Raw genomic sequence first — 13,511 nt, 5'->3', positions numbered from 1 at the left:
CAATCCTCTCAGCGCGGCTTCAACAGCTCGCGTGCGACAATCAATTTCTGGACCTCGGTCGCGCCCTCGTAGATGCGCAGCGCGCGGATTTCGCGGTAGAGACTTTCGACGACCTCTCCCTTGCGCACGCCGCGGCCGCCGAACATCTGGACGGCACGGTCGATGACGCGCTGCGCGGTCTCGGTGGCGGTCAGCTTCGCCATGGCGGCTTCGCGCGTCGCCGGAAGCTTCTGGACATCGCGGCGCCAGGCCGCGCGGTAGGTCAGCAGCGCCGCCGCGTCGGTGTCGGTCGCCATGTCGCCGAGCGCGGCCTGGGTCAGTTGAAGATCCCCCAGCGTCGCACCGAACATGTTTCGGCTGCGGGCATGCGACAATGCCTCGTCGAGCGCGCGACGGGCAAAGCCGAGGGCTGCGGCGGCGACCGATGCGCGGAAAATATCCAACGTCTGCATCGCGAGCTTGAACCCGCCCCCGGGCGCGCCGAGCCTACGGCTCGCGGGAATCCGGCAATTAGTAAAGCGCAACGTCGCCAGCGGGTGCGGCGCGATGACGTCGATGCGCTCGGCAATGCTAAAACCGGGATCATGCGGAAAGACGACGAAGGCCGAAATGCCGCGGGCGCCCGGCGCCTCGCCCGTTCGCGCAAACAGCGTATAGACGTCGGCAATGCCGCCGTTCGAGATCCAGGTCTTCTCGCCGTCGATGACGTAGTTGTCGCCGTCGACCCGCGCCGTGCAGGACATCGCCGCGACGTCCGACCCCGCCTCCTTCTCGGAGAGCGCGAAGGCCGCGAGCCATTCGCCGGAACGCACCTTCGGCAGCACGGCCTTGCGCAACTCCGCCGAGCCACCCAGTGCAATCGCTCCGGAGCCAAGCCCCTGCATGGCGAAAGCAAAATCGGCGAGGCCATCGGCATAGGCCAGCGACTCGCGCGACAGGCAGATCGAGCGGGAATCGATCGACGTCGCATCGCCATCGGGCGCCGCGACCGCGCAATCGAGCAACCCCGCCGCGCCCATCGCGCGCACAAGCTTGCGACAGGCACCATCCACATCATTGTGATCGATCTTGTCGAGGGCTCCCGACTGCACGAAGCGATCGAGCGCCTCGCCGATCGCAAGATGGCGGAGCTCGAAGAACGGCCAGTCCAGCCATTCGCGCCGGATCATCTTTACCACGGAGTTCATCCGATCCCTCCTTCGCTCACTGCGCGGCCACGGCAGCGGCACGCGCCAGATTGGCTTCGTATTGTCCCTTGGCGGACAGATATTGCTTTGGCCAGTTGACCGCTGTGATCCCGATGCGCGCGGCTTCGTGCAGCGTCCAGGCCGGGTCGGCGAGATGCGGCCGCGCAATCGCGCAGAGATCCGCGCGGCCAGCCGCGAGAATCGAGTTGGCGTGATCGGCCTCGGAGATCGCACCGACTGCTATCGTCTCGATGCCGACTTCGTTGCGGATCAGATCGGCGAATGGCGTCTGGTACAGGCGGCCGTAGATCGGCCGTTCCTCCTTCCAGACCTGTCCCGAGGAGCAATCGATCACGTCTGCTCCCGCCTTCTTGAACATCGCAGCGAAGATCGCGGCGTCGGCCGGCGTGTTGCCGCCTTCGGTCCAGTCATGGCAGGACAGCCGCACCGACATCGGCCGATCGGATGGCCACGCCGCGCGCATCGCCCTGAAGACCTCCAGCGGAAAGCGCGCACGATTTTCGTGGTTGCCGCCATATTCGTCAGTCCGCCGGTTGGTCAGCGGCGAGAGGAAGCTCGACAGCAAATAGCCATGGGCGCAATGAAGCTCGAGCCAATCGACACCGGCGTCGGCAGCACGGCGCGTTGCGGCGACGAAATCGTCGCGGACGCGGTCCATGTCGCTGCGGTTCATCTCCCGCGGCAACTGGCTGTGCGGCAGATAGGGCAGCGCGGAAGCCGAGATCAGAGGCCAATTGCCTGAAGCCAGCGGTTGGTCAATCCCCTCCCAGGCGAGCCGGGTCGATCCCTTCCGCCCGGCATGGCCGAGCTGGATGCCGACCTTGGCATGTCCGAGGCTATGGACCAGATCGACCAGCCGGCGCCATTGTGCCGCTTGCTCATCATTCCAGAGCCCGAGACAGCCCGGCGTAATCCTGGCATCCGGTGAGACGCAGGTCATCTCGGCAAAGATCAACGCGGCGCCGCCCATGGCGCGCGCTCCGAGGTGGGCGATGTGGAAGTCGTTGATCAGCCCGTCCTTCGCCGAATACATCGCCATCGGCGAGACCATGATGCGGTTCGCCAGCGTGAGGCCGCGCACGCGGTGCGGCGTCAGCATCGGCGGCGGTACCCGTTCGCCGTCCTCGACGGCGATGCCCGAGCGCGCGGCAAACCATCGCTCGAATCCTTCCAACCAGGCACGGTCGCGCAGGCGCAGGTTTTCATGGCTGATGCGCTGGGAACGCGTCAGCATCGAATAGAAGAATTGCGGCGGTTCGAGCGTATCAGCATAGCGCCGGCCGACCACCTCGAACCATTCCATCGCATTGCGCGCGGCGTTCTGGATGCGCGCCACGTCGACGCGGCGTACTTCCTCGTAGGCCTCCAGCACGGTCTGGATGCGGTCGCGCCCGTGACCATGGCGATCGAACTGGTTGGCGAGCTCGATGGCGTCGTCGAGCGCGAGCTTGGTGCCCGACCCGATGGCGAAATGCGCGGTGTGCGCGGCGTCCCCCATCAGCACGACATGGGAGCGGCCGTTGAACACGCTCCATTTGCCGCAGATCAGGCGGCTGAAATTGAGCCAGGCCGAGCCGCGCAGATGGCGGGCGTTGGTCAAGAGCTTCGCACCGTCGAGCGTCTCGGCGAAGATCTTCTCGCAGAAGTCGATTGACCCTTGCTGATCGAGCTCGCCCAGCCCGTGAGCATTGTAGGTCTCTTCCGTGGTCTCGACGATGAAGGTCGAGGTCTCCGCGTCGAACTTGTAAATGTGTGCCTGGAACCAGCCGTGCTCGGTCCTCTGGAAATCGAACGTGAAGGCGTCGAACGCCTTCTTGGTACCGAGCCAGATGTAGCGGTTCGGCCGGATCACCATGTCCGGCTGGAACTGTTCGGCATAGCGGGCGCGAATCCTGGAATTCACACCGTCGGTGGCCACGATCAGGTCGGCGTCGGGGAATTCAAGATCGGACTCCACCTCACGCTCGAAGGCGAGCTCGACACCCAGAGCCTCGCAGCGCCTCTGGAGAATGTTGAGCAGATGCTTGCGACCAATGCCGATGAAGCCGTGGCCGGTCGTGCGCTGGCGCGTCCCCTTGAAGATCAGCTCGATGTCGTCCCAATGATTGAAGGCGTCCTCGATCTCGGCCGCGCTTTCGGGGTCGGCAAGACGCATCGCAGACATCATGGCATCGGAGAATACCACCCCCCAGCCAAACGTATCGTAGGGCTTGTTGCGCTCGACGACCGTGACGACATGTTCCGGATGTCGACGCTTCATCAGGAGGCCCAGATAGAGGCCGGCCGGCCCGCCGCCGATACAGACTATGCGCATGATCCCTCGCTTTCGCGCGTTGCGCCGAGCTCTCACCCAATTATTTTAAGTATAAAATATTTCCTCGACGCGTGCCTTGTCAAGGCGGTTCTGCAAAGGCCCTGAAGGGCACGCCCCTCGCCGCAGCGTCGATCTGAATTTTAGTGTAAATCGGATGCACGGCGGCGCCGATTCCGGATCCCTCGGACCCAGCCTTGAATTTACTTTTGGCACGAACTATCTTGCCAATGTCCACGAGAGCTGCGCCAGCTTTCGTAAGCCACGAAGCCCGGGAGATTCGATTGGCACTCGCGAAGGAGTCCACCCCTGTTTCGGCCAAGAACGAGACGGATCAGGAGGCTGAGTACAGGGCTCAAACACGCCTTTGGCTCCGACTGCTCGCCTGCACGTCCCTCATCGAAAGCGAGTTGCGGCGCCGGTTTCGCGAAGAGTTCGACTTCACGATGCCCCGCTTCGACGTTCTCGCCCAGCTCGACCGCGAACCAAGCGGACTTGTGCTGGGAGAGCTGCCCAAGCGCCTGATGGTCTCCGCCGGGAACCTCACGCCAATCGTCGACCGCCTGGTCGCAGATGGATACATCACCCGCACGGCGTCGAACCTCGACCGGCGGGTGCAGATCGTCTGTATGACGGTCGAAGGCCGCAAGATCTTCAGGCGAATGGCCAAGAGCCACGGCGCGTGGCTTGCCGAGCTCCTGGCGGATTTCCCGGCAGATCGGTTCGATGGATTGATCGGCGAGCTCGACGAACTCAAGGCCGCCGTCAGGGACGCCTTGCAAAAACCTTGAGCGGATACGACGTCAGCGTCGTACCTTCACTCCGGCCGCTTCGCGATCCCATGTATCCGTCGTGACACCGGCATCGCGCAGCACGCCCTTCTTGATCTTGCCGTTCTCCGTCAGCGGCATCTGACCGAGGATTCGCACATAACGCGGAATAGCGAAATAGGCGATCCGTCCTTCGCAATGCCTGACGATGTCGACGGGCTGTAGCAAGTGGCCCGGTTCCAGCAGAATCGCAGCAGCAACTTCATCCTCACCCAACTCCGACGGCAGCGGGTAGACCGCGCAGGCAGCGACCGCGGGGTGCGCCTGGATCGCCTGCTCGACCTCCCACGAGGACACGTTCTCGCCGCGCCTGCGGATGGAATCCTTCATGCGATCGATGAAGCGATAATGCCCGTCGGAATCGCGAACGACCCGATCGCCTGAGTGGAACCACAGATTTCGCCAGGCCTCCACGGTCTTCTCCGGCATGCCGAAATAGCCGGACGCGAACGCAAAGGGTTCTCTCGCGCGAAGCACGAGCTCGCCGGCCTCTCCATCAGGCAGCGCGGAATCATTCTCGTCGACGATCCGCGCCTCAATGCCATCGGCCAGGTACCCCATCGTCCCCGCCCGATCCGACGGAATCGTGCCGGCGAACACGAAATTCGTCTCCGTCGACCCGTAGCCGTCGACCAGCGGTACGCCGAAGCGCTCGCGGAACGGGCCGTGGATTTGCGGCGGCACGCCGCCGCCAAGAGCGACACGAAGACGATGCATTGACTCGTCTGCGCTCTTCGGCTGTGCCAGGAGCATCGACGCCATCGCACCGAGCAGATAGCCGACCGTCGCATTGTGCTGTCGCGCGGCAGCCCAAAAGCCGGAAGCCGAGAACTTCGGCTCGAGCACGTACGTGCATCCGTTCAGCAGCGCCTGATAGAACGCATTCAGCGCGTTGGTGTGGAACAGCGGCAGCGTGGTGAACAGCACATCGCCCTCGCGGATTCCGAGCGCGCGCGCCGAATAGACGCCCCACCAGAACAGCTGCGCCTGCGGACAGCACACACCCTTCGCAGGCCCCGTGGTGCCCGACGTATAGAGGATCGCAACGGTGTCACCGGGACGCACGGCGCCGGCCGGGGCTGCGGCGCCAAGAGGCGGCAGCGGGACCGCGGAAAGCCTGGCACCGATTGCGTCGGCGGCAGCTCCGATGATCCAGGTCCGAGGCGGCAGCTCGACATCCGCCTCGACACTCTCGACCGCGCTGGCGAACTGAGCCTCGATGACGAGCAGCGCGGGACGCGAGTTGCGGAAAATGTGGGACAGCTGGAAGCCGCGCAAGGCGGTATTGATCGGGACCGCAATCGCCCCCAGCCACGCACAGCCGAGATAGACCTGCAAGAACTCCGGACGGTTCGAGCACATCAGCGCGACCCGGTCGCCCGGCTTGATCCCGGCATCGACCAGCGTCTGGGCCGACGCAGCCGCAATCGCCGCGGCCTGCGTAAAGCTCCAACGCGCCTCTCCGGCAACGAGCAGAAGGCGATCGCCGTAACGCTCCGCCTGCCGCGTGAGCATCGTCGAGAGGATACGCTCAGACGGCGGGAACGACGCTATCGCGCGCGCCCAGGCAGGGGCCGCGTTCTCGCCGCCGACCAGGTCGGTGATGTTCGCCAGCGCATCTTTCTCCATTGCGACCATGCTCGCACCTCAAGGCAACAGCTTGTACTTGCCGTCCTCGATCTGAACCATGATGCGCGAGCGATCGTCGACTCCATGCCGGTCCGCCGGCGTGTAAGTGTAGACGCCCTGCGTCCCGACGACCTCCTTGGTGGTGAACAGTGCCTGGCGAATCGCGGTACGGAACTCAGGTGAGCCTGGTTTGGCACCGGTTGCCAGCGCACGCTTGGCGGCGTCGGCGAAGATCAGCCAGCCGTCGAAGGAATAGGACGAGAATGAATCCGTCGGCGCCTCGCCATTGGCCTTTTCGAAGGCCGCGCGGAAATCCAGGGCGACCTTCTGGATCGGATTGCTGGCCGGAAGCTGCTCCGCCGCGGTCACAGGTCCCGTCGGACACATGATGCCATTGGCGGCTTTGCCGGCCAGACGAAGGAAATCGGCGCTGATCAGCCCGTGATTGCCGTAGAGCGGTCCCTTATATCCCCGCTCGGACAGAGCGATGACCGGCAGCGCGCCTGGCGTGCCAGTGCCGCCGAGCATGATGGCGTCGGGACGCGCGGCGAGTGCGCGCAGCACCTGAGCCGTCACCGAGGAGTCCGACCGGGCATAGCGTTCGTTGGCGACGACCTTGATGCCGGCGGCCTTCGCACTCTGCTCGAGCGAATTGTACATGAGATCGCCGAACGCATCGGAGAAACCGATGAAGGCCACGGTCGTCAAGCTCTTCGCCTTCATGTGGTCGACGATTCCTTGCACCAGAAGCGGCGTGGGCTGCGGCGTCTGCACGACCCAGGGGCCGCCGTCGCCTGATGGCACCGGTGCGATCGGCGACACCGCGATCATCGGAATCTTCATTTCGATGGCCGCAGTCGCCATCGCGAGCGTCTGGGGAGCGCCGGACGTGCCGATCAGGATATCGACCTTCTCTTGCTCGACCAGCTTGCGCGCAGTGCGTGCCGACGCGGTCGGATCGGAGCCGTCATCGAGCTGGATGACCCGCAGCTTCTCGCCGCCGATTTCGCCGATATAGGCCTGACCTGCGGCGACGCCCTTCGCGTTGGGAATGCCGATCGATGACACCGGCCCACTGAGGCCGGTAACGAATCCGACGAGGATCTCGGCTCGCGCGAATTGCGGAACGGCAAGCAGCAATGCAGTGGAAGCCACCAGGCTCTTGATCAAGTTCATGGCACCTGTCTTTCGGGAGAATTTCTTGGTCTGATTGGCGAGCGCCATTGATTGGGGCTCAAGTGGACGACACCAGAGCGATGACTCGAAGCGGGCTGCCGGAACCGTTCTGGATCTTTAGTGGCGAGGCCACGATGACGGCGCCGGTGGCCGGAAGCTGATCCAGGTTACACAGGCATTGCAGGCCGTAGCGGCCCGCGCCGTGCAGGAAGTGATGCGCCGGATAAGGCGGCTCGAAGTGTCCGGCCTGCCCCGCATCCGTGCCGATGGTTTCGGTGCCGAAACCGATGACACCGCGCTCCTCCACCAGCCACTTCATCACCGCCGGGTTCGGGCCCGGCGTATGCGCGCCGTCGTCCCTGAGATTGGAGTAGTCACGCCAGCCCTTCTTCGACCAGTCGGTCCTGAGCAGGACCCAATTCCGCTCAGGGATCCGGCCGTGCCTGGCTTCCCAAGCTTCGACAATCGGGACGGTCAGCAGGAAATCGGGATCCTGCGCCGCCTGCGCCGAGCAGTCGATGACACAGGCCGGTGCGATCATGTCCTTGGCCGGCATCGTGTCGACGGCATTGTTCGGCAGGTTCTTGCCGGTGAACCAGTGAATCGGCGCGTCGAAATGCGTGCCGGTGTGTTCGCCAAACGTAACGTTGTTCCAGTACCAGGCCGGGCCGCGACCATCGTATCGCGATATCTCCTGGATGCGGACAGGCGCGGCCTGACCGAATTCCGGCGGCAGGACGATGACCGGAAAGTCCGGACTGAGTGTGAAGGTCAGATCGACGACGCGCACCGCGCCGGAAGAAATCGCACTCGCTAGCTCCAGGAGATTGCTTTGCATCGTCAAGTCCTCCAGCTCGGTTGAAATCCCGCTTCTTATCGGTCGAGCTCGCGCTCGAGCGCTTTCGGATTGGCCGCGAGACGTTGCCGGATCTCTTCGGCGACATCTCCGACATACATCTCTTCGAGTCCGTTCTTGAGGCCCGACACGATCGCCTGCGCGATCGCGCGCGGTGCGACCTTCGGCGGCGGCACGGTCTGGAACCATTCGGTGTCGACAGGGCCGGTGAACAGGTTCATCACCCGGACGCCGCCCGGCCGCAGCTCCGCGCGCAAGCAATGTGACAGCGACAGGCAGGCGGCCTGCGAGGCCGAGTAAGCGCCGAAGGCGGGCCAGTTCGCCAGCGCATAGACCGAGAGAATATTGACCCATGCCGCGCTGCTGTTGATGCCGTCGGCACCGCGCATCCGCATGGCGGGGCCAAAGGCTTGAGCGAGATTGATGAAGCCGAGATAGGCCTGATCGATCTCGTCCCGTGCGATGCTCGTGCCCCTGCGGTCGAGCAGGCCGCCCGGCCGGACATATTCCGTCGTGTTGACGAGAACATCGACCTTGCCGCCGATGTCGGCCGCAAGATCGGTAGCCGATTTTTCGTCAGCAGCATCGAGAGTCACGATCTCGATCCCGTCCTGGCCGCGCAGCCGCTCCTCGCCGGCGAACGGCCGCCATGGTTCGGCAACGCCGACGAACACCGTCTTGGCACCCGCCGCCTTCAATGCGGCGACGGCTTCCTGACCGATGACGCTGCGGCCATTGGTGACGAGCACGCGACGGAATTTCGGATCGGCCGTCATTTCCCGCCACTGCTTGTCGTCTGCCATGTTGGGAGTCTCCCCTTCGGGACGGGCAAAGGCCACCGCCTGGCCGCTCTTGTCGAGTTGCAGCGACATGCTGACGGCCGCGCCCTCTGCGCAGTCGGCATGAAGATGTGCGACGATCATCGGACCGCAATCCATCTTGACGAGGCCGATCCGCCACGGCGCCCGCTCGCGGAAATAGACGTCGCTCGGCACCCGCGCCGTTGTCTCGGCAAGCAGTACACCTCGCCGCGGCGCATCGACGAAAGCGAGGCCGGCCGAAAGACAAGACGGGCAGGCTTCGCGCGCCGGATAAGCAAAGGTGCCGCAAGCCTCGCAGCGCTGCAGCATAAAGCGGCCTTCGGCGGCCGCGCGCGTGAACCCGTGCGACATCCTGCTGCGCGGTCGCGGTGGCGAGGCCGGTAGCCGCGTCCGCAGCAGCGGGTTCTTGCGCCGGGGCGGCTTGATCTGCTCTATCATCGCGACGGTCCAGCAAGGATCGCGGCACCCGAGGCGAGACCACGATCATAGTTGATCATACCGAACCCCGAGGCCAGAGCGAGGCTCGCATTCCTGACCTGCGTGGGACCGGCACTGCCCAGAACCTGCCGCAACCCTTCAACGAGGCCGAGATAGGCGCCGGCGGCACCGGCCTGCCCGACCGAGAGCTGTCCGCCCGAGGTGTTGTGCGGGAAGTCGCCATCGATGGTGAGATCGTGTTGGCGCACGAACTCAGCGCCCTCGCCCTTCTTGCAGAATCCGAGATCCTCGAACTGCATCATCGTGATGACGGGATAGTCGTCATAGGTCTGCACGACATCGAGATCGTCAGGCTTGACGCCGGCCATCGCATAGAGCTCGTCGACATCCATCGCCCAGCCGCCGCGCACCTGCATCGGATCGTCGGCAAAGGCATTGTGCCGCTCGATCGTCGAAAGGAGTCGCGCGGCGGGCAGCTTCAGGGATGAAGCCGTCTCATCGCGCATCACGAGGAAAGCTTCCGCGCCCGCACAGGGCATCACGCAATCAAACAGGTGGATCGGATCGGAAATCGGCCGGGCCGCCAGGTATTGCTCGAGCGTGAGCGGAGCCTTCATGAGCGCATGCGGGTTGCGCAGGGCATTGGCGCGCTGGGCGACAGCGATCTTGCCGACGTCCTCGCGCGCGACGCCGAACATTCGCATATAGTTGCGCGCAATCAGCGCAAAGCTGGCATTGGCGCCGCCCGCGCCGTAAGGATAGACGGCGTCCTGATTGAACCGCGAGAAATTCTCCAGCGTCACCCTGAACGAATCGACGTGATTGGTGTCGCCAGCCACGCACGCCACGATGTCGGCATCGCGCGCCTGAACCGCGCGCGCCGCCTTGCGCAGCGCCGCGATGGCGCTGGCGCCGCCGAGCGGGATCGTGTCCAACCACCGGACGCAGAGCCCGAAATGCTGCGTCAATCCGACGCCACTGTCCGTGCCCATGGTGAAACTGGAGACGCACAGGCCGTCGATATCGGAGGCCTTGATGCCGGCCTGCGCAACGAGCGCGCTCAGCGCCCGCCCGATCCACCACTGCGCGCTCTCGATGGAGTAGCGCACATAGGGAATGGTGACGGGAGCCGCGATCACCACGCCGTCATAAGGTGCGCGCAAGGTTTTGGTCACCGACCGCCCTCGTTCATCCGCCTCAGACCACCGTCAGTTTCACGTCAATATTGCCGCGGGTTGCGTTCGAATAGGGGCACCGCTCATGCGCACCGGCAACGACTTCTTCGGCCACGGCCTTCTCGACGCCGGGCAGGTTGACCTTCAGCTCGACAGCGAGCGCATATCCGACGGGCACCGGCCCCATCGCAACCTTCGCAGTCACGGACGGCTCGGCAGAGGGCACCACCTTCCGCGTGCGCGCGACGAGCTTGACCGCGCCGAGAAAGCAAGCGGCATAGCCGGCCGCAAAGAGCTGCTCGGGATTGGTGCCTTCGCCACCGGGACCACCCATCGATTTCGGCAAGGACAGGGACACCGAGAGCAGACCGTCAGCGCTGGCCGCCTTGCCATCCCGACCTCCGGTCGCCGTCACCTCGGTTTCGTACAAAATCTTCTCGGGGGTCATCATGATTGGTTCTCCAGGAACGGTTTTTCGAGGACTAGCGGCTGTTACGGGCAAGTAGCGCGCGGAAGTCATCGCGGGCCTGGGCGCTGGCCCGCCTGAAGCTCGGCCCGCGGCTGGGCTCGGTGCCATTGAGCTTCCGGAGCTGTACCCACATCTCGGCACTCTTGAGCGCCACGGCCGCGCAGTTGACCACCGGAGCGTGGCCGACCTTCAGGCCATGCTCTCGCCCGATCAAGAGGCCTGGCAACACGCCGGCCGGGATCACGACATCCGCGCCGCGTTCCACCAGCGGGAGCGCGCAGGCGACGAAGTCCTTGATCATGCGGGCTTGCGCGGCAGCGTTTCCGGCGAACGCATCGGCGAAATCATCCGGCCTGCAGCCAAGGCCGGTTACATGGACGACGCGATCGCCGAGGCCGTAACGCTCGGCCTGCTCATAGTGCAAGACCTCGAAGACGGGATCGAGCGTCACAAGACCCAGCCGCCGCCCGAGTTGTGAGGCCGCCAGCAACGTCGCCTCGCCAGTCCCAATCACGGGAATGTCGAGCGCCGAGCGCAGCTCGTAGAGTCCGGGATCCTGAAAATGCCCCATGACGAAGGCGTCGAACCCACCCTCCTCCGCTGCAATACCGTTGTCGATTGCCTGGACCGCACAGCGCAATTCCGCGAGCCGTCCGAACTCGCGGTCCGGCGGACTGATGCCCTGGACGTGGACCGTCGTGCCTGGCGCAGCGATGTCGTTCAGGTATTCCGACAGCCGCGCCATGTAGGGCGCATTCACGCTCGCATCAACAAAGCTCTGCCAGAAGATGCGCATCGTCCTTCTCCTCAAGCGGTGATCGGAGGATCGGTCGTCGGCTGCCGATGAATATATTTCAACCATAAACTAATTGACGCGTCAAATGCGCGCGGCGGCGACGGCGACCAGTGCCGTCGGGGTCAAGGCGAGCACGGCGTTTTCTATGGGTCGATGAGCGCAGGAGCGCCGCACACTGACGAAATTGTATGCAACAACATTTTTTTCTGACAGCCCCGTGACACGTGTTGACGGCGCCACCGGAGTTACTTTAGGCTTTAAGTAATTCCTCGCCGGTCAAAGACCGGTGGCCATGACAATGATGTTGCAGGGCACCGATTTTGAGAGACTCGATCGTGTGGACAGTCGCCGTGCTCGAACAGCCGGCCTTAGCAGCAGCATCGCCGTTCGCGCATCGCGGCGGCACCGACGACCTTTCATCGCTCCGGAAAAGGCCCGCTTGCATGTGCCGGTGGGCCTATCGTTCGCGCGGCACGCAACATCATGGCTGCTGAGCGCCGGGCGAGCACACTCTTTTCGGTCGCGCCCGGTATTTGGCGCCGCAGCAATGTTTTCAATCGGCCGGTTCGTCGTTCGGGGACGCCGTGCGGCAGCATCGAAGCATTCCTATCCAGCATCAACGGAGGAGAACGCATATGCGCAAGACTCTGAGTTTACTTGCACTTGCCGCCGGCATCGTCACAGCCCCCGCCGCGCGGGCCGATATCACCATCGGCTTCGTCACCTCGCTCAGCGGCAACGGCTCGTCGATCGGCATCCCCTACGGGCGTGGCATCAACGCGGCCTATGAATACAAGAAGACCATCAACGGCGAGACCGTCCGCCTGATCCAGCTCGACGACGGCTCCGACCCGTCGGCCGCGACCCGCAATGCCCGCAAGCTGGTGGAAGAAGAGAAGGTCGACCTCCTGATAGGCACGGCGACGGCGCCCTCGACCATCGCCATGGCGGCGGTGGCGAGCGAATTGAAAGTGCCGATGATCGCGGTCTCGCCGATCGGCAAACTGCCGGAAACACCCGAGCAGTGGGTGGTGTCGGTGCCGCAGCCTGCGTCCCTCCTCGTCAAGATCATCGCCGATCGCATGAAGCGCGATGGCATGAAGAACATCGGCTATATCGGCTTCTCCGACGCCTGGGGGGACCTCGTCTACAACGGCGCCAAGGCGGCGGAGGCCGCCGGCGATGTCAAGATCCAGACCAACGAGCGCTATGCGCGCACCGACACTTCGGTCACCGCGCAGATCCTCAAAGTGCTTGCGGCCCGGCCGGACGCCGTGCTGGACGGCGGCTCGGGGACGCAAGGCGCGCTGCCCCTCCTCAGCCTCGCCGAGCGCGGCTTCAAGGGAAACACCTACGGCACGGTGGCGCTTGTCAATCCGGACTTCGTGAACGTCGGCGGCAAGGCGGCCGAAGGCATCCAGGTCTCCGCCGGCCCGGTCATCGTGGCCGAGCAGCTGCCCGACGAACATTTCGCCAAGAAGATCGCGCTGGATTTCCGCAGCGTCTACCAGAAGGTCCATAACATCCCGACCACCGACGGCTTCTCGGCCTACTCCTTCGACGCCTGGCTGATCTTCGCCAACGCAGCGGAGCGCGCGCTCAAGACGGCGAAGCCCGGCACGGCGGAATTTCGCGCCGCCCTGCGGGACGCGATCCTCAGCACCAAGGAGCTGCCCGGCGTGCACGCCATCTACAACTTCAAGCCCGGCTCGGTGACCGGCGTCGATGAGCGCGCGCTGGTCGTGGTGCGCCTGACGGGCGGCGCCTGGAAATACGCGCCGTAGTCGGACAGGCCAGGCCAC

At 64.4% G+C, this 13,511-nt stretch carries 11 protein-coding genes; 2 read left to right on the top strand and 9 right to left on the bottom strand.

The window, feature by feature from the left end; genetic code table 11:
• Positions 1-8 precede the first annotated feature (8 nt).
• Positions 9-1,187: an acyl-CoA dehydrogenase family protein gene (locus I6F12_RS06455; protein ID WP_225155807.1), complete on the bottom strand. Its 1,179-nt coding sequence runs from the start codon at positions 1,185-1,187 to the stop codon at positions 9-11.
• A 16-nt stretch (positions 1,188-1,203) separates the two neighbouring features.
• Positions 1,204-3,522, bottom strand: coding sequence for a bifunctional salicylyl-CoA 5-hydroxylase/oxidoreductase (locus I6F12_RS06450; protein WP_225155806.1), 2,319 nt, complete (start codon positions 3,520-3,522; stop codon positions 1,204-1,206).
• A 281-nt stretch (positions 3,523-3,803) separates the two neighbouring features.
• Between I6F12_RS06450 and I6F12_RS06445 the strand changes: the two genes are divergently transcribed.
• On the top strand, positions 3,804-4,310 hold the full coding sequence (locus tag I6F12_RS06445; RefSeq protein WP_036013463.1) for a MarR family transcriptional regulator: 507 nt from the start codon (positions 3,804-3,806) through the stop codon (positions 4,308-4,310).
• Positions 4,311-4,322: 12 nt separating this feature from the next.
• Here I6F12_RS06445 and I6F12_RS06440 read toward each other — a convergent pair whose 3' ends face one another.
• From I6F12_RS06440 to I6F12_RS06410, 7 genes are read right to left on the bottom strand one after another with little or no spacing between them, the layout of a single operon-like run.
• Entirely contained in the window at positions 4,323-5,987 is a 1,665-nt protein-coding gene (locus tag I6F12_RS06440) for an ATP-dependent acyl-CoA ligase (protein ID WP_225155805.1), read from the bottom strand.
• 9 nt (positions 5,988-5,996) lie between these two features.
• Positions 5,997-7,154, bottom strand: coding sequence for an ABC transporter substrate-binding protein (locus I6F12_RS06435; RefSeq protein WP_225155804.1), 1,158 nt, complete (start codon positions 7,152-7,154; stop codon positions 5,997-5,999).
• 58 nt (positions 7,155-7,212) lie between these two features.
• Positions 7,213-7,992, bottom strand: a complete 780-nt coding sequence (locus I6F12_RS06430; RefSeq protein ID WP_036013430.1) for a cyclase family protein — start codon at positions 7,990-7,992, stop codon at positions 7,213-7,215.
• Positions 7,993-8,027: 35 nt separating this feature from the next.
• Positions 8,028-9,269 carry an SDR family NAD(P)-dependent oxidoreductase gene (locus tag I6F12_RS06425; RefSeq protein ID WP_225155803.1) on the bottom strand — a complete coding sequence of 414 codons (1,242 nt, stop codon included), beginning with the start codon at positions 9,267-9,269 and terminating at the stop codon, positions 8,028-8,030.
• Entirely contained in the window at positions 9,266-10,444 is a 1,179-nt protein-coding gene (locus I6F12_RS06420; RefSeq protein WP_225155802.1) for a thiolase family protein, read from the bottom strand. The genes I6F12_RS06425 and I6F12_RS06420 overlap by 4 nt, the downstream gene beginning before the upstream one ends.
• 22 nt (positions 10,445-10,466) lie before the next feature.
• Positions 10,467-10,895: an organic hydroperoxide resistance protein gene (locus I6F12_RS06415; protein WP_081493654.1), complete on the bottom strand. Its 429-nt coding sequence runs from the start codon at positions 10,893-10,895 to the stop codon at positions 10,467-10,469.
• 31 nt (positions 10,896-10,926) lie between these two features.
• Complete coding sequence (locus I6F12_RS06410) at positions 10,927-11,709, bottom strand: aspartate/glutamate racemase family protein (RefSeq protein WP_057029858.1); 783 nt, start codon at positions 11,707-11,709, stop codon at positions 10,927-10,929.
• A gap of 635 nt (positions 11,710-12,344) precedes the next feature.
• On the opposite strand from I6F12_RS06410, the gene I6F12_RS06405 reads away from it, so the two are divergent.
• Complete coding sequence (locus I6F12_RS06405; protein ID WP_225142719.1) at positions 12,345-13,493, top strand: ABC transporter substrate-binding protein; 1,149 nt, start codon at positions 12,345-12,347, stop codon at positions 13,491-13,493.
• The last annotated feature ends 18 nt before the right edge of the window (positions 13,494-13,511 follow it).

Source organism: Bradyrhizobium sp. IC4059 (assembly GCF_020193615.1).
GTDB classification, from domain to species: domain Bacteria; phylum Pseudomonadota; class Alphaproteobacteria; order Rhizobiales; family Xanthobacteraceae; genus Bradyrhizobium; species Bradyrhizobium yuanmingense.
Note: the sequence above shows the minus strand (reverse complement) of the source record. Positions and strands in the feature narration are given on the sequence as shown.